The sequence below is a fragment of the Vibrio sp. 10N.222.52.B12 genome (assembly GCF_002875385.1).
GTDB classification, from domain to species: Bacteria; Pseudomonadota; Gammaproteobacteria; order Enterobacterales; family Vibrionaceae; genus Vibrio; species Vibrio jasicida.
In genome coordinates, this window is the sequence record NZ_MDAW01000141.1 from 31614 (window position 1) to 54337 (window position 22724).

Consider the following 22724-nt stretch of genomic DNA (forward strand, 5'->3'; position numbering starts at 1 on the left):
CATTCATCCCATGAACATAACGCAATGAATTATAACGATTTTCTACAGAATATCATTCCTTATTACAAACCTATACAAATTATTACTCTTTGTTCTTAGAATAATTAGCATCATAAGCGCAGTAACCCACAATCCCATCGAACCACCCTCTTCGCTATTACCAGGATCGGTTTCCGACACAACAGCTTGCTTGACGACCACTTCAACACTCTTGGTAATGATCGCACCATCTTTGTCGTTTACCGACACTTCAAACGTTAGCTTTTCACTGGTTTTGGTTACCTTCGGTAAATTCACTTCCACGCTTGGTGAATCTGTGTTGGCAAACTTAGCTGTGGTTCCTGAAATTTGGCGCCATTTGAATGAGTGCTCAGCTGAGTCAACATCTTTTAGATCTAGGGCTGATAATGTAACTTTGTCGTTTTCTCGGCCTTCTTTACGGCTTACTTTTACCGCAAACGTTGGCTCATCATTGACCGCTTCAATCGTTATTACAGCCGTTGCAGTGTTAGATTCACGCCCGTTTTCTTTCACAATTGCAAATTCAAACTGGTCGTTACCAAAATAGTTTTCATCACTTTGGTAGGTATCGCCATCTAACTTACCATGCTTAGGCCCGGTTTTAATCACGATGGTGTCACCCTTCTCCAATCCTTGCTGCTGACGTAATTCAAGTGCTAAAGGCTTGTCTTCTTGGGTTTTGTATTGAAGGTTGCTCGCTGTGGCAACTGGAGAATTGACGGTAATAACAACTTCACCTTCAGCCGTCGTACCAAAATCGTCAGACACTTGATACTTCATCACTGTTCTCTGCTCAGGAATATCTGAAACAGGTACTGAGTAACGAATTTTCTGCCCAGCAATTTCTGCGCTGCCAATCGCTGGTTTTGTCGTGATTTTGTCCAACTTAATGGTGTTATTTGCATCAGAAGAACGATCGTTCGCTAGTACATCAATCGTAACGCTTTCACCACTCATCAACGTCACAGAGTCTCTCTGGGCAGTGATGCTCGGTTTTGCTTGAGGTTTTTCTAACAAAGCAGCAAATGGATAGTTACGACCACGACCTTCGCTTAAACCATTCGTCTTGTACGTATTTGTAGTACCGAAAAACTGCTTTTTTTTCTAAGCATCTAAGAATGAGTAGCTGTATTCCGGCTTTGCGTTTTCTAATTCAATCACCAACAGCTGTTCGCCGTCATCAATCTCAAATGGTGCAGCAAACATCACTCGACCGCCCGAATCAGGAATCGCACCCGATGACACTTCAACTTGTGTATCAACGTTGATAGATGCATTCCCCCAGCGGTTAGTCGTTAAGTCATACTTAAACATGCGGTAGCGCATATCGGCATTTGGCTGAATTGGTCTCGCATACAAGTAAAAACCTACCAATGTCTTGTAACCTTCGTTGTTATCTAACCCAAACCCTATTGTGTTATTGCGTGAGTCTTCATAAACGTAAGTTCTTGACAGTGTGGTGATCCACGCCGATTTATTGTTTGAAGAAGGAATTGACGCTCGTAGCGATCCATTTTGTGCTGTACTCGCAATATCATTAATTGAGATATTGGTTTCGCGCCCGCCAGTGATTGTTTTTAGCGAAGGCGATGTATCGTCCGTAACTGTCATTACATTGCTTGAACCAGGGAACACGTCCCCCTGATCAGACCAACCACGCGTTTGTAATTCATCAAGCCCATCCGCTTGGAAAACCTGTACTTGCATTGGACCATTGTCGTTGAAGCGGTTGTCAACGCTCACTGCTGTGATTAGTAGCCCTTCACCAGATAACGCACGGTCATATTGGTTTTTGCGACGGTTTTCGAAGTATGCTCTTGGTCCTTGTTGCTTCAAATAAGGGTCGAGATACATTACTCCCTCGCCTTGTGCGGTTTCGATGGTCGCGGAACCAGAAGTATCAATGACCTTAGGTTTAATGAAACCAGCAGCTTCCTTACTCCACGCCAGCATATTGACCGGAGTTTCCCCTGCGTAGCTATCGCCTTGTTTGCTTGCCCAGCTTCCTCCGCCCATAAGACCCCATTGGCCCACAGAACCAGAATGCTTGTAGGAATACAAATCTGGTAGTCCAAGCATCAGATGTCCAAGCTCATGAGCAATAACACCCATCGTAGATTGATGATTGCCTTGGAAGTCAGCAAACAAGCAGTAATCACGGATCGTCTTACCATCGATCTCAACTGTATTGTGACTGAAGCGGTGAGGCCAGATATATGGTGTGTTAATTGAGCCCGCAGATTTATCGTATCCTGCAAATACAAACATCACCGAAAGCTCATCAGGGCTAATTTTGTCATCGTTGTTATCGTCGTAAGTCGACAAATCTACGTAACGATCTAACTTATCGTAAGCTGCCTTGAACGCCGCTTTTAACTTACCATCACACGTCGAATCATTTTTTGAATGGCAATTCGGATGTGCAATATCCAGCGTAATATCGATAACACCATCATTCGCTGTGCCTTGTGTTTCTCTCGCCGGCTCAACGATATAACGTCCGTAACTGTTCTTGTGGAAGTAGTCTTTGACGCTTTGTTGGTTGTCACCAAAAATCACGTCGGTAAAGTCGTTCACAAACGCTTCATCATTGAAGCTTACTTGGACAACCAACAAAGGCTGATGCTTTGGGTCATCTGTCGCGTTAACCGCTCGAAGTGGCGTTTGCTCAAAATAGGCATCGCTTAGCGGATCAATACGACTAGAAGGTACTAAAGAGGACGTCAGACTGACTTTTTCTTTTAACAGTGCTTTCACTGATTGTGGTGTTTCTAAGTTGGCTTCCACACCAATTGAAGTCGCAACAAAGCGACCATCAACCACTTCGTGTTGGCCATAAAACCATCCTGTATCTTCGTCATAGACATAGATAATGCCTTCCCGGTCTTGATACCAAAAAGATTCTTGGTCGCCATAAAGTTTTAGCTCTTTCCTAGAGCCGTCATTTAATTGGAATTCATGCCAAGTAGGTGCAGGTAACGTATTAGCATGGGAAAAAGAAGCCATCAGTGTACTGATGACCGGAAAATATATTTTTTTCATATACTCGTCGACTAAGGTTAAAAAGTGACGTTATGTATATCAAAATGAAATTTACCTTCCCAATAAACAATTTTACTGAATTTATAAAAAACGGTTATCTGATTAGTATCACACTTTAAATCTGGCGTCGATTATAATACATATTTATTTGATCATTAAATTCTATTATTTAACTATGGATTAGTAAAAATATATATTTAAATCCCATTTTAAATACAATACTAATTTTATGAAAAATATTACAACCGCATGTCTTATTTTATCCATGCTTGGTGTTTTAACTGGGTGCGGTGGAGATGACTCATCTGGGGGTGCCACTACTATTCCAGTTGCTGACGTAGATTCCGGTGATAAAAATGATGACACCACTGACGCAGATTCAGATTCAGATTCTACAGAAGATGATGACGATACGGACACTGTCAACGATGACGACACCGTTACCGATGATGATACAACATCAGACGATGATAAAGACTCAGATGATGACACTACGGGTGATGATGACTCAACTAAAGACGACGGAACCACTGACGACGATACTGATTTAGATGACGAAACTGAGCTTTTTCCACACAAAGGAAAGTGTACTGTTACAGATTTTAACGTAGATCGACTCAACATCGAATCACGAGTTGCCAACAGTGATTATGAATGCATGAGAACTTGGTTCTCTCCATCTTCTGAACAGGCAGACACTGTGTTTAGCACAATGAGCCTCAGTCGCGTTGATGTAGGTTTAAAAAAGGCAATTGAAGCTTACAAAGGTACAAAAGAACAAGCTAAACAAATTTACTATCTGGGTGAATTTATTAAAGCAGCTTACAAAAATCGCCACGATACGTTTGCTAAGAAGTTACAACCTTTTCCATCGGAATTGAGCGAGCGCATTGCTAACACAATTCAACAGTTTTTGCGCTCACCACACGCATTAACAGATGGACGCGAACAACAAGAGGCACTAGCATCGATGTTGATTGTTGTTGATAGCATTAGACAACTTGCCATTGCCGCTCCCGATGTTTTCGCTGTTCTCGATACCTTTTCTGAAGACAAAAGTGAGAGCTACTATTACCGTAAAGCAATCAACAATGTTTTTATCGCTATGGCAGGTCATTCCCAAACCAAAGCGTTTTACGCTCTTATAGAGTCTGACCCAAGTTATATTCATCGTTTGAGCGCTTTTATTACCAACAACGAATGGGCGATCGGAACGGATTCTGAGCAATTGCTCGGCAACGCCGCACGTGAGCTCGCTAGACTGATCAAAACCCAAGATGCGAGCACAAAACAAGTCGTCATCGATACTTTGCGTACCTTGTTGGCACGTTACCCACTCGGTGGCAAGTCGGACAGAATATGGGTTGGTATTGCTGAAATGGTCAATGCTTATGCGCCAGATTACCTAGAACAACTTGGGCTTGGTAATGCGAAGCAAGCTCTAAAACAGAAAATCATGACATTCAGTTACGACTGTCGTGGACCTGCGCAAATACTCGCTCAGGAAATGACTGAAGATCAAGCAGTGGCAAGCTGCGAAACATTAAATCTGAAAGAAGATGACTTCCACCAAATTGTTAACACGGGATATCATCCTGTCGCTGATGATCATAGCGACAGTGTCGACGTTATTGTTTTTAAAACCAAAAACGATTACTCAACCTACTCTAGCTTCCTATTCGGTAACACGACCAACAACGGCGGACAATTCCTCGAACGAGACCCTTCCAAGGAAGGAAATGTACCTCGATTCGTCGCTTATCAAAACGGATGGGATGACGACTTTTCGATTCTAAACTTAGAGCATGAATACATTCACTATTTGGACGGACGATTTAACCAATACGGTGACTTCCACGAGACAATGCGCGAAGGTAGCATCGTTTGGTGGTTAGAAGGATTCGCTGAATACATGCACTACAAAGATGGCTATACCGCGGCATTAGTACTTGGTAAAGACAAAACTCATACTTTGGATGAAGTGTTTAGTACTAACTACAGCGACGGTTTGAATCGTGTTTACCGTTGGGGCTATCTAGCCGTACGCTTTATGTTAGAAAAGCACCCTGAAGACGTCACCGAGCTTTTGGGATATTCACGTAGCGGACAATACAAAGAGTGGGTCAAGCTCCTTGAACGACTCGGCCCTGCCTACAATACAGAGTTTCATTCATGGCTAGATGAAGTAACAAAAGACATTGATGACACTGACATTTCTAAGCCGAAGCCAAAAGAAAAACCGAAGAAAATTGAGCTCAATACCAGTGTTCAAGTTAGTGGTAAAAAGTTCGCAGAGAAACTTTTCTTCGTCGACGTGACGCAGAGCTTCAATCAATTGGAAGTATCGATTACCGGTAGCGGTGACGCCGATTTATATGCTTGTTATGACAAAGTCTGTCACTACTTTGAATACGAGTGGACCAACTTTACTCATGGCAGCAACGAGTCCATTTCGATTCCGAAGAATGAAGACGGCACCATAAAAACGGGTCAATACTATTTCAGCATCAGTGGTCGTGACGAGTTCGACGTCGAACTGTCTGTGGTTGCGAAGTAGATCGCTCCTCTCGTTCATTAAGCACCAGCTTCTTAATGGTGCTTAATGAACATTAAATATAATTTATAGCACCATTATAATTCTTAATTTCCTGATGTAATTACTTTAGATATAAAATACGAAACAATGTTTAAGTGTAAGTAGAACGTCATAATATTAAATAAAAAAGTGAATAATATGCAAAGGAATGAGCCTTACCTGCCTAACTTGAAATTTACTGATTTTGATATAGAAACATTAGTACAACCTATCGTTTGCCCTAAGAGTCAAGAAATTCAATATTACGAAACGTTATCGAAGATTTGTATTTTTGACAAAAATAACATTAATAATGATATCTTCTTTTCAATTGTAGATAATTCGTTTATTCAAACGCTCGCTTTGCAGCAAATTCAATTTTCTCTCACAGAATACCCTTTCCAGAGACACTCTTTTAACATTAAGCTTTCGTGTTTGGCTGATGAGCACTTTGTGCAAAAGCTCTTGAACTTTAACGGCGCCAAATTCGCATTAGAAATCAGTGAGCTTGATTGCTACACCACATCGAAAGAAATACACCGTAACTTGTCTCAGTTACAGGCAAACAACATCGAGATTTGGCTGGACGATTACCATAGCAACAACAAACTCGCAAATATGTCTCTCGGCACTATCTTTTGGGATCGAATCAAAATCGATAAAAGCTTTCTCAAGCACGCAGATCTAGAGTCAATACGAGCATTAGAGTACTTTTTAGCACCATTTTGTTCTCGCGGTTTGATTTTTGAAGGTGTCGAAACCCCCCTGCACCATCAGATGCTTAATGAATCTCAATCCTTGGTACAAGGCTATTACTATTCACGCCCTTATACATTGCAGTCTGAACAAGCTGTTTCGTTGTGTTCTTAACAAACGACTTTCTTTTCCTAGTCTGCTTTGTTGCGGAATAGTGAATTCGCCAAGAATTGGTGCCTAAATTAAGAATAAGCCTCTTAGCCCACTTAAGCTATCTACCAAGCGATAAGGTTCTAGTTAGTTTATCACCGCTTGAGGAATATCATGTGGAGTGAGTTATTCTTTTACACAACAAAGCCCAGTGGATATAGAAGACCACGGGGTTATCCGTGAATGAATACCAATTCTAAAATTACGGCGCTAGCTATTTGTATATTTGGCCAACGCTTTAGCATTGTAACCAGTAATTACCCCGGGCATGCCCGAAGGTATCCTTAGCTTAGTGGCGTGAAAACAACTAAGCGTTATTGTAATAAATATTTAGTGTGGAGTGGATAGATGAGTGCAAGCCTTCGCGTTATCGGAACGACGTGTTTTATAGTAATGATGTTGTTAATCAATAGAATGTTTGGTGAGATTGAAGGAACTAGGTTTTTGGGGTTTTCGATGCTTATCGTTTCAATCTTCTTTGCTTTTAAAAACGAAATTGAATTAGTCTTTGGTGGTAAAAAAACGGGTATAGTTTTTACTGGTTTAAATAAAACTTTAGTTATAATTCCATTATTTGTAGTATCACTGCTCATAATTTTTTACCCAAAAGAGATACTCCCTTTTTTGCAAAGACCTGGAAGTAAGTAAAATTATTTTTTGACTGATGCTGGCTGTTTTCTGGCGGGTATCATGTGAAACAGCAGCTTGATGGACGGTTAGACCTAAGAAATTACAACGCACAAGTTGGTGAAACTTACACGATGATCAAAGCATTGAATAAACTTACTACGCTCGGTATGCCTAAAAGGGGAATACAAAGACGAAATATGCCTATATTCCCAAGTGACTTCAAGGTGTGGCTCCTGAGCGTTCCGTTGGATTTGAACCCAAGGAAAACAGGTTGCAACAGTCATTAAAAAAGGATGCCACTTGGGCATCCTTTTGCTTTTATCCGTTTACTGACTGCGGATTAAACGTCGTAAGTTGTAGACGCTGTGTCGCCGCCTGTACCAGTCCAGTTAGTGTGGAAGAACTCACCACGTGGACGGTCAATACGCTCGTAAGTGTGAGCACCGAAGTAGTCACGTTGAGCTTGAAGCAGGTTCGCTGGTAGACGAGCTGTTGTGTAACCGTCTAGGAAAGATAGCGCTGAAATCGTACATGGCATTGGGATACCAGACTCTAGAGATTTCGCTGCTACTTTGCGCCATGCTGCTAGGCTGCCTTGTAGGATGTTTTTGAAGTACTCATCAGAACCTAGGAACGCGATGTCTGGGTTCGCTTCGTACGCATCACGGATGTTGCCTAGGAACGCAGAACGGATGATACAACCACCACGCCACATTAGAGCTACGTTACCGTAGTTTAGGTCCCAACCGTTCTCGTTAGAAGCTTCGCGCATTAGCATGAAGCCTTGAGCGTAAGAGATGATCTTAGAAGCTAGTAGCGCTTGACGTAGTGCATCAACCCACTCTTGCTTGTCGCCTTCAACTGGAGTGATTGTCTTACCGAATAGAGACTCAGCTTCAACACGTTGGTCTTTCAGTGCAGATAGACAACGAGAGAATACAGACTCAGAGATAAGCGTTAGTGGAATACCTAGGTCTAGTGCGTTGATACCAGTCCATTTACCAGTACCTTTTTGGCCTGCTGTGTCTAGGATCTTCTCAACTAGAGGCTCACCGTCTTCATCTTTGTAGCCAAGGATGTCAGCCGTGATTTCAACAAGGTAGCTGTCTAGTTCAGTCTTGTTCCAATCAGCGAATACTGCTTGCATCTCGTCTGCAGACATACCAAGACCATCTTTCATGAACTGGTAAGCTTCAGTGATAAGCTGCATGTCGCCGTATTCGATGCCGTTGTGTACCATCTTAACGAAGTGACCAGCACCGTCGTTACCAACCCAGTCACAACATGGCTCACCAGCGTCAGTTTTTGCAGAGATACCTTGGAAGATTGGCTTAACCGCTTCCCAAGCTTCAGCCGCGCCGCCAGGCATGATTGAAGGACCAAAACGTGCACCTTCTTCACCACCAGATACACCAGTACCGATGAAGTGAATGCCTTTCTCACGGCAATGTGCTACGCGACGGTTTGTATCTGGGTAGTTAGTGTTACCACCGTCGATGATGATGTCGCCTTCGTCTAGAAGCGGAATTAGGTTGTCAATGAACGTGTCAACAACGTCACCTGCACGAACCATAAGCATCACTTTACGTGGTGTTTCTAGCTTCTCTACTAGTTCTTCTAGAGAGTATGCACCGATGATGTTTGTGCCTTTCGCTGGACCTTCCAGGAACTCGTCTACTTTAGCAGCAGTACGGTTGTGAGCCACAACTTTAAAGCCGTGGTCGTTCATGTTTAGGATAAGGTTTTGACCCATTACAGCAAGGCCGATTACACCGATATCACCTTTCATTGTTTCTCTCCAATTGTCTTTTATTCGACCAGCGGCCGCATTAAGCGATTTTTGCCGCTGCGTCTAAATCTAAATACCATTCCGTCAGACCCGCTTTCGCTTGGATCTTCGCTGCCGGATATGGAAGTACGCGTGCTGGTGAGCTATTAATCTCTTCGATAATGTCTGCTTTACCAGCGCCAAGTACCAAGTAACTGATGCGCTTCGCTGCTTCTAGTACGCGTGCCGTTTTCGATACACGAATCTGACCAGACTCAGGATGAGAAGCCAATACTGATAGGTTCTCATCATCGTAGTTTGTCTGACCTGGGAACAGCGATGCGGTATGACCGTCTGCGCCAACACCAAGTAAGATCCAATCAAACACAGGAGTGCCATTTTCAGTTGGAATCACTTCTGCCATCTCTTTCGCAAAGCGCTGTGCTTCAACTTCTGGCTCGTCTTCACCACGAATGCGGTGGATGTTCTCAGCAGGAATGCTTACTTGGCTAAATAGTAGCGTATTTGCTTCACCGTAGTTGCTTTCTGCATCATCAGGAGCAACGCAACGCTCATCACCCCACCAGAAGTGTAGGTTTTGCCACTGAATTGACGTCGCGTAAGCTTCTGTTGCCAATAGCTTAAACAGCATTTTAGGTGTGCTGCCGCCAGAAAGAGAGATGTGAACAGGTCGGCCCATTTCGCTAAACGCTTTCATGTCGTTAGCAAGGCTTTCTACTACCTGCTCTGCTGTTTGGTAGATCTTATGGTTGATCATAGTTCGCAGTAGTCCGTATCTGTTAGGTTTTTACAAGGGAAGCGCCATGCGCGGTTAGCTCGCTGTAGCAAGTCGTCCGCCTCTTTTGGTCCCCATGTACCACATGCGTATCCGAATAGCGCTTGTGGGTCTTGCTTGAAATCTAGAATTGGTTGTACGTATTTCCAACACGCTTCAACCGCATCGCTACGAGCAAATAGCGTTGCATCACCGTTTAGGGCATCAAGTAATAGACGCTCATAAGCAGTCAACATTTGGGTTTCTTGCAGGTCAGCGTAGTGGAAGTTCATTTTCACTTCCTTCGCTTTGAAGCCTGCACCCGGCTCTTTCAGACCAAAGCTCATTTGGATGCCTTCGTCTGGCTGAATACGAATAATCAGCTTGTTCTCTGGTGCGTTTTGACCAAACACTGGGTGTGGTGTCTGTTTAAAGTGGATAACCACCTCAGTAACACGAGTCGGTAGACGCTTACCTGTACGTACGTAGAAAGGCACGCCATTCCAACGCCAGTTGTTGATGTAAGCTTTCAGGCCGATGTAAGTCTCAGTACGAGAATCGTCTGCTACGCCGTTCTCTTCACGGTAACCAGGAAGTTGTTGACCACGAACTTCAGACGCCGTGTACTGACCCAATACTAGGTCGTTGCGAAGTGCGTCTTCATCCAGTGGTTTAAGACACTGAAGCACTTTCACGACTTCATCACGCATCGCGTCAGCATTGATTTGTGCAGGTGGCTCCATACCAACCATTGCCAATACTTGTAGCAGGTGGTTTTGGAACATGTCGCGTACTGCACCAGAACCATCGTAGTAACCGCCACGCTCTTCTACACCTAGGAATTCTGCACCTGTGATTTCCACGTAATCAATGAAGTTACGGTTCCACAGTGGCTCAAACATAGCGTTAGAGAAACGAAGTACAAGAAGGTTTTGAACCGTTTCTTTACCTAGGTAGTGGTCGATACGGTAGATTTGGTGCTCTTGGAAGTGCTCGTGAATTTCTTTATCCAACGTACGCGCTGATTCAAGATCGTAACCAAAAGGTTTCTCAATGATCAGACGTTTCCAACCATCATCCTCGTTATTCAGACCGTGCGCTGCAAGGCTTGCAGGGATCACGCTGTAAAGGCTTGGTGGTGTAGCAAGGTAGAAAAGCGTATTACGTTGTTCGAATTGATATTCGTCTGCGAGTTGGTCTAGTCGAACCGCCAACTTGCTGTAATCTTGTGTGTCAGAAGTATTGATTGCTTGGTAATGCAGGTGGTTGATAAATGCATCAAGCGTTTCTGGCTCTGTCTTTTCCATTTCCTGAAGCGATTTTTTCAACTTCTCGCGGTAAGACTCGTCACTGTATTCAGTACGACTTACACCTAGAATGGCAAAATTCTCTGGAAGCTGCTTGTTCGCATAAAGGTGGTATAGAGCAGGAATTAACTTACGGTATGTAAGGTCACCTGAAGCACCAAAAATAACGATGCTGCTGTTTTCTGGTATTACCATCATCTTTCCCTTAAAAACGAGGTACTTATTGTGTGCCCGGATACGGCTAAAAGGATTGAGCCAACCCTATCAATGGCACCCCAAAATAGAAAATTGGTCTTACCTATTACGTTGATAGGTAAAGCCTATAGCCCTAAAACCCACCTCAACGGTTGAACTCCTTAACCATAGTTTGAAATTCAACAACTGGCGGTCTTTTAGGACACTTATGTCTCTCGAGTACAACCTTGCACTCTACGGAGGAGATTTCCGACACGGGGGCGTATTGTCTACGACTATTTGATTTACATCAACACTTGGTAGTGCAAACGTTTAAATAATTTACACAATACGACATAAGCAATTGAATATAATGGAATAAAGCCAACTCATTTTGACTGGGTAAAATTCAAGCAAAAACTCTAAATTGAGGAATAATTGTTCAGACTTGCAATCCATTACATAAGTAATGTGCAATAGGCTACATTTGTCATGTCGCGCGTCTTTTGTTGCGTTTGATTTTGACGGAACAACACTCGAGTGTTCTATCAGAGACCTCCCCGATCTGGAGTGGCAAATTCTTAGGAAAATGAAAGCGGCGGGAAATCGTGCCGCCGCTCTTGCATGTAAACAGTACGAGCTATCGAATCACTTTTTTATAACTGCGTTCTGGTCGCCCTACGTTTCCGTAGTTCAAATCCGCTTCTAGCTCACCTGAGCTAATCAAGTATTCCAAATAACGTCTGGCAGTTGTTCGGCTGGCACCAATCTGCTCGCCTGCTTCGTCCGCCGTAAACATGCCTTCTCCAACAAACAAAGCACGAATCTTGTCTAAAGTTACGCCATCAATCCCTTTTGGTAATCGTTGTGGCGTGCTATCTGCGCTCGTACTCGATTGAAGCATCTTATCGACTAGGTTCTGATCCAAGCTTTCTGCAACGTTCAGTTGTTGGCGTTGAGAAATGTACTTTTGCAATGCCGCTTCTAATCTAGGGAACATGACAGGCTTAAGCAAATAATCAACGACCCCACCTCGCATCGCTTGTTGAAGCGTATCTACATCTCTCGCCGCGGTAATTAAAATCACGTCACAAGTTTGATTGTTTGAGCGCAGTGTATTGAGAATCTCCAAACCCGTTCCATCTGGCAAATAAACATCCATCAGTAACAGGTCTGGTTTAAGGATCTCTAACTGCATTTCTGCTTCCATCCGTGTCGTTGCAATGCCCACCACTTCCAAACCGGAGAGTTGGCTCAGATACTTGTGGTGAAGCTCTGCAATGGCAATATCATCCTCGATGATCATGACTCGCGTTGCCGTATTCATACTTGTTCTTCCTTAGGCAAATACACGGTAATTCTCGTCCCATGTTCTGTATTCGGTAGCATTTCAACATAGCCGTGATAACGCGTCGCCAGTTGATTCACAAGGTGTAATCCTACCCCTCGATTCTGGCGAGACTTGGTTGAAATGCCCTTTTTCAAGAGCTCTTGTGGCTCAATGTTTTCCGGTAGCCCACAACCTTGGTCGACCACCTCTAAAATCACTTCGTTTCCGTAATCACTGATCGACACATCAATACTGCGACGCTCTAACGCAAACGCAGATTCAGCACGAATAGCAGACAAAGTCGCGTCAAATGCGTTATCGACAAGGTTGCCGAGAATGGTCACCAAATCTTCGGGGTTTAGCCATTCTGGTAGCGGCTCTAGGCGACTGCCTTCTTCTACCACCAGCTGCAAACCAAGCTCACGAGCACGTTCTGTTTTGCCTAAAAGCATGCCAGCGATAAGCGGATCTTTAATGGTGTCCCGTAAGAACTCAATCATCGCTTGGTAATGCGCAGTCTCTTGCCCAATAAGCTGCTGCACCGCTTCTAGCTCACCCATTTGAACCAAGCCGCTAATGGTGTTGAGCTTGTTTCGGTGTTCATGCGTTTGTGAGCGAAGCAAATCCGCATACTCTTTGGTTTGCGAAAGTTGCTCGGTGAGTTCATTGATTTCATCACGTAAACGGAAGCTCGATACGGCACCGACAATTTTGCCATCCACAAAGATCGGCGAACGGTTTGCGATTAAGCGTTTGTGATTGAGGAAGATCTCGATGTCGTGATCTTCTTGTCCTGTTTCTAACACCGTATACAAATCGCTATCTCGGAGCGTATCGGTCAACGGTTTGTTGAGTGCAGCTTCTCGTTCAATACCCAGAATTTGACATGCGCTACGGTTGATCGAGCGTAATACACCTTGCGCATCAACACTGAGCACCCCTTCTTTTATAGTGCTCATAGTCACATCCAATTCACCGTATAAGCGACCAATCTCTTCCGGCTCAAAGCCCATGATCGCTCGTTGGAATTTACGAGAGGCATAGTTAGAAACAATCGCATTCGCTGCGACCACAACTAATGCCATTACAATCAGAAAGGCAAGAAACGGTTCAATACGATCTTGTAATCGCTCCAACAGATAGCCCACCGAGACAACACCGATAATGTTGCCCTGAGCGTCAAAAATAGCCGCTTTACCACGCACCGAATAGCCCAATGATCCTTGAGCCGTTGAGATATAGGACCGCCCTTCGACCAACGCTCTTTGGTTATCACCGCCTTTCATCGGCTTGCCAATACGTTCGTCGACGGGGTGAATCAGACGCACGCCATTTTTATCGCCGATAACAATAAACGCTGCACCTAACGCATCGGTCATTTCACGAAATCGCTGTTGGTATGGCTCAGGTTGTTGAGATTCGATCATCTCGATGACGATGTGGGATGTCGATAAGAAACGCGCAACACTGAGTGCTTTCTCACCCATCTCTTGTTCTTGATCGAATTTGAGGTAAGTAAAGCCCGCAGCCACAAGGATAAGAAGTTCAATCAAACCCGACAGCGTCATAATAATGAGCATGCGCTTGCGAAAGCTGATCGTTCTCCAACTCATTGATATATCCTTTATCGACTCTCGAACTACCACATCACTGTGACGACGCTCCTACGTTAACACTGAGTTAACAAAGCCGTACCCGCTAAATGACAAATATGTGAACGAGGGAAATAATCTCGCTGGCTGGTGCTCAGTTTTTAGGCGTCAGGGAAGAGAAAATGAGCGTCCACTCTCCTACTTAAGTTACTTTCTGGCTGACAAAGTTAGGGTCTGTTGACCTTTTGAGCTGATTTTTGCAGCGAATTGTTGGGTATTTATACAAGACAGAGACTTTGCGGAGTAGCTTGCCTACATAAGAAGTCGATAACGTAGTAGAAATGACCAACAAATGCTGCCCAAGGGGTTCAGCCAGGCGCCCCCAGCTAAAAAATAAAGGTCATTTGAACTAGCATTTACGGTATCATGCACAATTGATCTAGTTGTAGCTATCCATGAACATACCCACTAAAAACCCGTTATCCTCCAATGTTTCTTGCTCAAACTGCCAAGCATGCTGCTGTCGTCTTGAAGTTATGATTATCTCAGATACTGGCGTTCCAGAAGAATTTATCGAACGCGATCAATATGGCGGTGAGACAATGATGCGACTGGATGATGGTTGGTGCGCAGCGTTAGATAGAGACAGTTTAATGTGCACTATTTATGAAAATCGTCCTTGGATATGTCGCGAGTTCGAAATGGGATCGGATGAATGCCTTGATGAACGAGTTAAGTTCTTATAAAGCAGAATCAGCGGCTTTATTTTGCGTTTACTCCCCTTAACTAGCGGCATGTTAAAGTACACGGTTCGCTCTAAAATGAAAAAATAACATGAGAAAATATTACATTGTTGAAGGCGACACGAGCGCCAAAAAGCAAAAACTGGCTTACCCAAAACTCGCGCTGTGTGACAAGTGTGTCAGTGGCTATGTGGTGATCAGTGAAGAAGAACGCACTTATGAAGAATGCGTAAAGTGTGGAGCCGATGACTAATCACCTGACTTCAATAAAATCATGAGATAACAAGGGGGAGAATGTATACTTTCTGCCTCTGTTTCGTGTCTCGCTTCGATAAACCTCAGCGTAGGTAAATCCCGCCATTTCGATCGATTAATCCCTCGGTAACAACAACCTCACCTAGCTTTGAAACCGCCACAGCTTCAACGCCAGCTTGCTGATTCAAATAAGACATAGATTCTTGCATTGATGGTAAAAACCCTGCTGTGCTCCATATTTCACCATCGACCGAATGCTCCGATAGAATCGTAAGCCCAGCGATATCAGTCTCAATCGGCATTCCCGTTTTTGCGTCCAACAAATGATGGTAACGTTGCCCATTGTTCTGAAAAAAGCGCTCGTTGATCCCGGAAGTGACCATCGACATCCCTTTAAGTGGAACAACGCGAATCACATCACCACGTTCTCCTAACGGATTCTGAATGCCAACATTCCATGCTTGATTCGTATTAGTTGGTGATTGACCAATCGTTAATACGTTCCCCCCCAAACTAATAAAACCATTTTCTACGCCAGCAGAGACTAACTCTCGTTTAACCTGATCGGCGAAATATCCTTTAGCAATGGCACCCAAATCTATCTCCATACCGACGTGGTTTAAATAAACAGAGCATTGGTGCTCATCAAGGATGACTTGGCTAGGGTCAACCAATTTAAGCTTTGTTTCAATCTCTTCACGGCTCGGAACCTTGGCATCTTTAAATCCAATTCGCCACGCTTTCACAAGAGGACCAATCGCAATGTTGAAAGGATGATGTCGGTCTTCACTGACCAATTTTGCCAGTTTAATCAGGGCAAAAAGGTCCGGTTGAACACAAACGGGCGCAATACCTGCGTTTTGATTAACGCGCATCAGTTCCGAATCTGGTTGATTCACCGTAAAACGTTGAGCGTATTGCTCTAGCTGAAAATAAGCTTCTTTTATCAGCTTTTCACCATTGGCGTGGTAAACGACAAGGTCGATGAATGTGCCCATCATCGGAAATCGTGCGCTGTATTTCTTTATGCTCATCTGAAGATCCTGAATGTCCAATGTGAAAAAGAGGGAAGCATCGCTCCCCTCTTAACTGGTACTTCTTAACTTAATGACGATTAAACAAGGTCAGATGCACTTTCACCTGCGATTCGGCCGTAGGTGAAGATGTCGATCAAGGCATTCCCGCCCAGACGGTTACCCGCATGGATGCCACCCGTAACTTCTCCCGCAGCGTACAAGCCTTCGATGATGTTGCCATCTTTACCGATAACGCGCGCTTTAGTATCGATTTTCAAGCCGCCCATCGTATGGTGAACCGATGGTTGGCGAGGTGTGGCATAAAACGGGGCTTGCGCCACTTTCAAACCAAACGCACTCTTATGAAATTCAGGATCATGCCCCTGCTCTACACAGGCATTGTACTGTGCAATCGTATTGGTCAATTCAGCAACTGGCACATTAATCTTCTCAGCTAGCTCTTCTAGCGTATCGGCTTGAACAATAATGCCTTCTTTAATTTCTCGCTCAATGGTTTCATCCGATGTGTTCGCCGCGGTTTGACGAATATTTTCGTCGGCAATCATGTAGATAAGGCCACCATTGTCGAAAAAGGCATCCGAAAGCACGTCGCGACTTCCGCACTCGTCAACAAAGCGCTTACCTTGTTGGTTAACAAACACAAAGTTCTCGGGCGGAACAATCAGCCCCGTAAGCAAAGCACCCGACTTAGGGTCACCGATCGGCATTAACTGCACAAATCCCATGCCTACAAGTTCTGCACCGGCCTTTTCACCGATTTCAATACCATCACCGATAAGCGCTGGTGAGTTGGTGGTTTTGATATCGTCCGCGATTTCTTTCCAGTAGGAGTTGTACTTTTTGATCATTTGAGTGTTTGCACCAAAACCACCTGAGGCCAGAACAACACCATGATTTACGCGCAGTACAAGCTTAGTGCCGTTCGCTTGAACCGCTTTGATACCAACGACTTTGCCATCCTCTACAATCAGATCGGTAGCTCGCGTATCAGTAATAATGCGCCCGTTTTGGTCTTGAATACGTTTTGACAGTTTATCGACAAACTCAACGCCCTTTGGACGCTTTGGTTTATGTGCTCGACGCCACAACGCCCCGACTGGAATTTCCACGACACGGCGGTCAAAGTCGATGCCCTTTTCACTCAACCAATCGATGGATTCCATAGAACGAGAAGTCAGCGTTTCAACCAAGTCATACTGACCATGGATAGACTCACCATTTAAATCAGTGCGTTTACCACCAAGGTAAGTTTGGATGCGATGTAACTCTACCGAATCAAACAAGTACTGTTTGCCACTTTCTAGGTCAGTGAAGTAGTTATCGAGTTGTGATTTCAGCACTTTGAAATCAGCAAGGTACTCATCCACAAATTCTGACTCTGGCGTTTTCGCCAGCAACATTAGCGTCTCTTTCTCACCCGGAAGCGCAGCAAAGTCATTTTGCCATTCAGGTTCTGCAGCATTAACCCAACCACCCGTTCGAACAGTGTTACCACCAATCGCAGGGAACTTCTCAAGCAAAATAACTGACTTACCCTTATCAAGCGCTGTCAGCGTTGCACTCAAACCAGCACCACCGCCGCCAACAACCACAATATCAACGGTTTCTTCGATGGTTTTTGATGACCATTCAACCGCTTCCTTCGCTTTACAACGCAATGCTTCTGAGTTGCCACCAGCCAAATCAACCGCATTTGACACGCCATCAAGAACCGCTTGGCTGCTGACTGTCGCACCTGAAATAACATCGATATTCAGTGTTTGTCCGTCAAGGATCTGCTGCGGAACACGCTCAAAAGCAGGGTTTGCAATACCATCAGACTCTTTAGATGAATCGACAAAAATCTCTAATATTTTATCCTCAGAGAAGGTAACCGTTACTGGTAAGTCACCATTGTGACCGCGCCCATATGCCGTGTACTCGCCCGAATTGAATTTAATCGGAATGTTTTGGAGCTCTTTAATACGTTGGTGTTTTAGCGCTTCGGCTGCACTATCAACAATCATGTAATCCATGATTTCCCAAAGCGGTGTTGGGATCTGCAATGCTTCTTGCTGAGCAATATCAGCAAACTCAGCGCAAGTTTCGTTATCCAGCACCTTACCTGCCCATGTTGGTTCGACCAAATAGCCTTTACCAACACTGACCATGTCATAACCTTGTGCCAATGCACTGTCCGCATCTGCACGTTGAGCGATACCACCAACACCAATGACAGGCACTTTTGCTACGGCATCAGATTGAAGTTGACGATACTTGTCGATAAGTAACTCTTGATCTTCTGGAGTAACAATTGAGTTACGTGCCCAACTGCCCATCGAGAAATGGAAGTAATCTAAGCCTGAACTCGCCAACTTATCCAATAGGAACATTGTGTCTTCAAAGCGAATGCCCGGTTGCTCGATCTCTTCTGGCGAGAATCGGTAACCGATAATAAAATCCGACTTATCATGAGATGACGCGACTTGTTTCGTTTTATCTAAAATCGCAAGAGGGAATCTGGTGCGCTTCTCAATGTTACCACCCCATTTGTCGCGTCGACGATTTGAATGTGGTGAGAAGAATTGTTGGATCAGGTAAGTATTTGCGCCGTGAATTTCAACACCGTCAAAACCAGCGAGGATGGCACGATTGACTGCATTACCGAAGCTTTCAATCATGGCTTCGACCTGCTCTTTTGTCATTTCTAAAGGTGTTTCCGCATTATCACGAAGTGCAGCGACAGGACTTGCCGAAATAGGATGATGACCACCGTTGTATTCAGGGTTAGCCATACGACCGGCATGGTAGATTTGAAGAATGGCTTTGGAACCTTTCGCTTTAATCGCGGTGGCGAGCTTTTTCAAACCTGCTATTTTGCTATCAGTATCAATCCCCAGAGCACCAGGGAAAGCACGACCGTAATTCTCAACGAAAGCACTTTCAACAATAATTGCGCCAGCATCACCTGAGCGAGCGGCGTAGTAATTGATCATCTCTTGAGTCACCCCGCCATCAAAAAAAGCGGACTGAATCGTCATCGGTGCCATCACGATGCGATTGCTGAGTTTGACCCCTGACTGAAATACGATTTCATCGACTAACTGAGCCATAAATAGTTTCCTTTAACAGATTAATTCTCATATGAAACGCACCTGCAAAAAGGATTTACTCATCACAAGCATTTTTGATATGAGAACCAGTCAGATCCTCTAATAACCTCAAAAATATTATTGATTTATGCGCATGAGTAAAATGAATCGTTTGCATTTTTAACATGATTTTATTGCATTAATAAAAATCAGAATGCCTTTCTCGCAAAGAGTTAAGTCGAAATAAGTAGAGATAAAGGCAAAAGGGAGTACGAGTTAACAACGCTGCAACAGTGACAACATTTGACGCTTTAAAATCATCAGGTTCATGCTTATGTCACGTACGCGATCCATCATTGATAAGCGAAACGAAATATAAAAAAGCAATAAAATCGCCAGCCAAATAATGTTGTTATTTATTCAACACCATACATAAATTGCCATCTAAATCTTGAACACGATCACATCAAATTTATCGGTTTTTGAGGCGTTTTGAGACTTTCCATCGTATAATTTTTAGTCAAGAAGCCAGAGAGAGCTTCGGCAAAAGAAAGCAGCCAACTGGAAGTCTATTTAACGCTCAACACTTGCGTCAGAAAATTTGAAGACACATTGATAAAAATACAAATACTGACGTTAAGACAATCACTTAGACACCATCTGCCACTGCAATAACTATAAACAGAGGCGCTTTTATAGTTAGAAGGAACACCTAAACATGGAACGCGATACATTTGGAATTTGCCTGAATAAGGCTATGCTGTCAGAGAATATGTATTCAACGTTTACTCACGTCAGAGCTTACGAAAAGAGTGATGCCAGCTCCCCAGATCTTAAGGTGCTGCTATCGTTCCCACAGATGAGTGGTAAAGACCTGCTGAATACAATGCGAGGTTCTCGCCAACTTGAGTGGAGAGCAGAGTTTCACTGCCCTTCCATGAAATAAAAAACAACACAGCTGCGCTCAAGTGGTCTACACTCAGTTGAGCGCAACATTTCTCCAACAATTCTTTTCGCCAATCACTTAACACTTTCGAATGAATACTTTATATTAGAGCTAATACTCTAAAGAAAAGCAGCTACTATGAAACAAACCGGAAAGTTCTGGATCTTGGGCCTTCTCAGCAGCTCAATTTCTCTTGCCTGTCAATCGGCTCCCATCACATTTGATGACGCATGGAAATTGTTGTTAGAAAACAACTATTCACTAAAAGCACAGCGTGCGAACGTTGAAAGTTACGAATACCAACAAAGTGCGACAGACAACCTTAATCTTCCACAAGTCAGCATCGGAGCGAATTACACGCGCTTAGACACTGACGTAACGGTCTCGGGTCAGCAGTTATTCGACAGTACTGGGCAACAAATCAGCGTGCCACCAGTCTTTCAACCTATCTTTAGTGCACTTGCGAATACTACTTCAACGATCACTGAGCGTGACATCTTCTCCTCTTCGATTCGTGCTATCTGGCCAATCTTTACCGGTGGTCGCATTAATGCTGCTCAATCAGCAGCAGAAGGTAAAACAGACGAAGCAAAAAGCCAACTCGCGATGGAGCAACAGGCGCGTTTTGAAGATCTCTCTAAATACTACTTCTCGGTTGTATTAGCGAAAGAAGTGCTGGCGACTCGCCAAGCCGTCGAAAAAGGCTTAACCAAACACCGTGATTTTGCAATTAAGATGGAAGAGCAAGGCCAGATTGCAAGAGTTGAACGCCTTCAAGCAGAAGCATCACTAGACAAAGCGAAAGTAGAAACTCGTAAAGCGGCCAGCGATTTAAGTATTGCCCAAGCTGCTCTTGGCAAAATCTTGGCGCAGAATGATTCGGTAGAACCATCAGAATCACTCTTCATCAATGACAACCTTCCTCCATTGAATGCTTTTGTCGATCAAACTCTATTGACCTACCCTGGCTTGGATTTATTAAATGCGAAACACAAACAAGCATCGAGCCTGATAAAAGCCGAGAAAGGCAAATACTATCCAGAAGTCTATTTGTACGGTGATTACAACCTGTATGAAGACGACTCACTTGCCAGTCAAATTAAGCCCGATTGGTTAGTTGGTGTCGGAGTGAATATTCCGCTTATCGAATCCACTGGTCGCAGCGAAAAAGTAAAAGCAGCGCAAAGTATGGTCACGCAAGTGGATGCACTAAAGTCACAAGCCAAGCAAGATTTGTCGCTTCTGGTACAGAAAACCTACCTAGAGGCGCAGCAAGCCATTGATGAGGTCCAAGGTTTAGAATCCAGTATCGCCCTTGCAGACGAGAACCTACGCTTACGCGAAAAAGCCTTCACTCAGGGCTTATCGTCATCTTTGGATGTGGTCGACGCGCAACTGTATGTCGCCAGCGTAGAAACACAGCAATCTGCGGCGCGTTTCCGCTATCTAATTTCTTTGACCAAACTATTAGCACTAAGTAGCGAAATGAACAGCTTCGCTCAATACCAACATACTGCTTACGTTCCAGCATCAACATCCAAAGAGGCAAAATAAGTCATGGCAGCAAAATCTCTAAAACCCACTCTACTATCAATTTGCGCTTTGGGTGTCGCTTCTTGGGTTGGTTATCAGTTCTACCAAGCGTATCAACCGGAACCAGCACGTTTACAAGGGTTGATTGAAGCGCAGCAATACAGCATCTCTTCTAAAGTGCCAGGACGTATTGATGAAGTTATGGTACGCAAAGGCGACGACGTAACAAAAGGTCAGTTAATCTTTACCCTTCACAGCCCTGAAATCGAAGCAAAGCTAGAACAAGCAAAAGCCGGTGAAAAAGCCGCTGGCGCGTTGGCGTTAGAAGCAGAAAAAGGCGCGCGTGAGCAACAAATTCAAGCAGCAAAAGACCAGTGGTTGAAAGCACAAGCGGCTGCTAATTTGATGGAAAAAACTTACCAGCGCGTAAATAACCTCTACAAAGATGGCGTTGTCGCAGAACAAAAACGCGATGAGGCGCTGACTCAGTGGCAAGCTTCTAAGTACACCGAGAGCGCAGCGTTCCAAATGTACAACATGGCAAAAGAAGGTGCGCGTAGCGAAACTAAAGTCGCCGCAGCAGAAAAAGCTCGTATGGCAGCTGGTGCTGTTGCCGAAGTAGAAGCCTACGCGAAAGACACACAAATCTTCAGCTGGTTTGATGGTGAAGTCTCTCAAGTACTACTGCAAAGTGGTGAGCTGTCTCCTCAAGGCTTCCCGGTTGTGACGGTTATCGATACGCAAGACTCATGGGCAACCCTTAACGTACGTGAAGATTTGCTCAAACACTTTACCAAAGGTACTACGTTCGAAGCTTATCTGCCTGCCCTTGATAAAGACGTTGAGTTTAAAGTAACGCATGTTGCCGTTATGGGTGACTTCGCGACATGGCGCGCCACAGATGCATCAAAAGGTTTTGATCTTCGTACATTTGAAGTCGAAGCTCGCCCTACCCAGCCAGAGCCTGAGCTTCGAATGGGCATGAGCGTCGTGGTTGACCTGTAATCGCGTTGGTTTAG

Annotated in this window: 15 protein-coding genes and 2 pseudogenes; 9 read left to right on the forward strand and 8 right to left on the reverse strand. The window is 44.2% G+C overall.

The genetic code is table 11. The features are described from left to right. Positions 1-42 precede the first annotated feature (42 nt). Positions 43-3027: pseudogene (locus tag BCT11_RS28605) on the reverse strand (M6 family metalloprotease domain-containing protein). Between the two features lie 301 nt (positions 3028-3328). On the opposite strand from BCT11_RS28605, the gene BCT11_RS20225 reads away from it, so the two are divergent. From BCT11_RS20225 to BCT11_RS20240, 4 genes and pseudogenes are all read left to right on the forward strand, one after another. Beyond that, complete coding sequence (locus BCT11_RS20225; protein ID WP_102389114.1) at positions 3329-5620, forward strand: M9 family metallopeptidase; 2292 nt, start codon at positions 3329-3331, stop codon at positions 5618-5620. A gap of 177 nt (positions 5621-5797) precedes the next feature. Further along, positions 5798-6508: an EAL domain-containing protein gene (locus tag BCT11_RS20230; RefSeq protein WP_181136583.1), complete on the forward strand. Its 711-nt coding sequence runs from the start codon at positions 5798-5800 to the stop codon at positions 6506-6508. 384 nt (positions 6509-6892) lie between these two features. Next, complete coding sequence (locus tag BCT11_RS20235) at positions 6893-7192, forward strand: hypothetical protein (protein WP_102389116.1); 300 nt, start codon at positions 6893-6895, stop codon at positions 7190-7192. Between the two features lie 38 nt (positions 7193-7230). Beyond that, positions 7231-7350: pseudogene (locus BCT11_RS20240) on the forward strand (IS5/IS1182 family transposase); the annotation flags it as partial. A gap of 164 nt (positions 7351-7514) precedes the next feature. On the opposite strand, the gene gnd reads toward BCT11_RS20240, so the two are convergent. The 5 genes from gnd to BCT11_RS20265 form a co-directional block, all read right to left on the reverse strand. After that, complete coding sequence (gene gnd, locus BCT11_RS20245) at positions 7515-8963, reverse strand: decarboxylating NADP(+)-dependent phosphogluconate dehydrogenase (protein ID WP_005442184.1); 1449 nt, start codon at positions 8961-8963, stop codon at positions 7515-7517. 40 nt (positions 8964-9003) lie between these two features. Next, on the reverse strand, positions 9004-9720 hold the full coding sequence (pgl, locus tag BCT11_RS20250; protein WP_020197501.1) for a 6-phosphogluconolactonase: 717 nt from the start codon (positions 9718-9720) through the stop codon (positions 9004-9006). Continuing rightward, a complete protein-coding gene (gene zwf / locus BCT11_RS20255; RefSeq protein WP_045498725.1) occupies positions 9717-11219 on the reverse strand; it encodes a glucose-6-phosphate dehydrogenase in 1503 nt (500 codons plus the stop codon). Before zwf ends, pgl begins: the two co-directional genes overlap by 4 nt. 619 nt (positions 11220-11838) lie before the next feature. Further along, positions 11839-12525 (reverse strand): response regulator, encoded by a 687-nt coding sequence (locus BCT11_RS20260; protein ID WP_102389117.1) that lies wholly within the window; start codon positions 12523-12525, stop codon positions 11839-11841. Further along, positions 12522-14141, reverse strand: coding sequence for a sensor histidine kinase (locus BCT11_RS20265; protein WP_102389118.1), 1620 nt, complete (start codon positions 14139-14141; stop codon positions 12522-12524). Before BCT11_RS20265 ends, BCT11_RS20260 begins: the two co-directional genes overlap by 4 nt. A gap of 434 nt (positions 14142-14575) precedes the next feature. On the opposite strand from BCT11_RS20265, the gene BCT11_RS20270 reads away from it, so the two are divergent. Continuing rightward, positions 14576-14866 carry a YkgJ family cysteine cluster protein gene (locus BCT11_RS20270; RefSeq protein WP_039974426.1) on the forward strand — a complete coding sequence of 97 codons (291 nt, stop codon included), beginning with the start codon at positions 14576-14578 and terminating at the stop codon, positions 14864-14866. 88 nt (positions 14867-14954) lie between these two features. Continuing rightward, positions 14955-15116, forward strand: a complete 162-nt coding sequence (locus BCT11_RS28165) for a hypothetical protein (RefSeq protein WP_038867515.1) — start codon at positions 14955-14957, stop codon at positions 15114-15116. A gap of 85 nt (positions 15117-15201) precedes the next feature. Here the strand turns inward: BCT11_RS28165 and BCT11_RS20275 are convergent, their stop codons facing one another. Beyond that, on the reverse strand, positions 15202-16152 hold the full coding sequence (locus BCT11_RS20275) for an FAD:protein FMN transferase (RefSeq protein WP_102389119.1): 951 nt from the start codon (positions 16150-16152) through the stop codon (positions 15202-15204). 80 nt (positions 16153-16232) lie between these two features. Further along, positions 16233-19247 carry an NADH-dependent flavin oxidoreductase gene (locus BCT11_RS20280; protein ID WP_102389120.1) on the reverse strand — a complete coding sequence of 1005 codons (3015 nt, stop codon included), beginning with the start codon at positions 19245-19247 and terminating at the stop codon, positions 16233-16235. Between the two features lie 697 nt (positions 19248-19944). On the opposite strand from BCT11_RS20280, the gene BCT11_RS20285 reads away from it, so the two are divergent. The 3 genes from BCT11_RS20285 (at position 19945) to BCT11_RS20295 (ending at position 22710) form a co-directional block, all read left to right on the forward strand. Next, entirely contained in the window at positions 19945-20172 is a 228-nt protein-coding gene (locus BCT11_RS20285; protein ID WP_038867509.1) for a hypothetical protein, read from the forward strand. Positions 20173-20310: 138 nt separating this feature from the next. Then, a complete protein-coding gene (locus tag BCT11_RS20290; RefSeq protein WP_038867508.1) occupies positions 20311-21726 on the forward strand; it encodes a TolC family protein in 1416 nt (471 codons plus the stop codon). A 3-nt stretch (positions 21727-21729) separates the two neighbouring features. Next, entirely contained in the window at positions 21730-22710 is a 981-nt protein-coding gene (locus BCT11_RS20295; protein ID WP_102389121.1) for an efflux RND transporter periplasmic adaptor subunit, read from the forward strand. Positions 22711-22724 lie beyond the last annotated feature (14 nt).

Bases quoted from the DNA above. Each gene is read 5' to 3' on its own strand.
- BCT11_RS20295 (WP_102389121.1), top strand. From the start codon at position 21,730: ATGGCAGCAAAATCTCTAAAACCCACTCTACTATCAATTTGCGCTTTG.
- BCT11_RS20280 (WP_102389120.1), bottom strand. From the start codon at position 19,247: ATGGCTCAGTTAGTCGATGAAATCGTATTTCAGTCAGGGGTCAAACTC.
- BCT11_RS20265 (WP_102389118.1), bottom strand. From the start codon at position 14,141: ATGAGTTGGAGAACGATCAGCTTTCGCAAGCGCATGCTCATTATTATG.
- BCT11_RS28165 (WP_038867515.1), top strand. From the start codon at position 14,955: ATGAGAAAATATTACATTGTTGAAGGCGACACGAGCGCCAAAAAGCAA.
- BCT11_RS20230 (WP_181136583.1), top strand. From the start codon at position 5,798: ATGCAAAGGAATGAGCCTTACCTGCCTAACTTGAAATTTACTGATTTT.
- BCT11_RS20260 (WP_102389117.1), bottom strand. From the start codon at position 12,525: ATGAATACGGCAACGCGAGTCATGATCATCGAGGATGATATTGCCATT.
- BCT11_RS20225 (WP_102389114.1), top strand. From the start codon at position 3,329: ATGCTTGGTGTTTTAACTGGGTGCGGTGGAGATGACTCATCTGGGGGT.
- BCT11_RS20285 (WP_038867509.1), top strand. From the start codon at position 19,945: ATGGAACGCGATACATTTGGAATTTGCCTGAATAAGGCTATGCTGTCA.
- BCT11_RS20235 (WP_102389116.1), top strand. From the start codon at position 6,893: ATGAGTGCAAGCCTTCGCGTTATCGGAACGACGTGTTTTATAGTAATG.
- zwf (WP_045498725.1), bottom strand. From the start codon at position 11,219: ATGGTAATACCAGAAAACAGCAGCATCGTTATTTTTGGTGCTTCAGGT.
- BCT11_RS20275 (WP_102389119.1), bottom strand. From the start codon at position 16,152: ATGAGCATAAAGAAATACAGCGCACGATTTCCGATGATGGGCACATTC.
- BCT11_RS20290 (WP_038867508.1), top strand. From the start codon at position 20,311: ATGAAACAAACCGGAAAGTTCTGGATCTTGGGCCTTCTCAGCAGCTCA.
- gnd (WP_005442184.1), bottom strand. From the start codon at position 8,963: ATGAAAGGTGATATCGGTGTAATCGGCCTTGCTGTAATGGGTCAAAAC.
- pgl (WP_020197501.1), bottom strand. From the start codon at position 9,720: ATGATCAACCATAAGATCTACCAAACAGCAGAGCAGGTAGTAGAAAGC.
- BCT11_RS20270 (WP_039974426.1), top strand. From the start codon at position 14,576: ATGAACATACCCACTAAAAACCCGTTATCCTCCAATGTTTCTTGCTCA.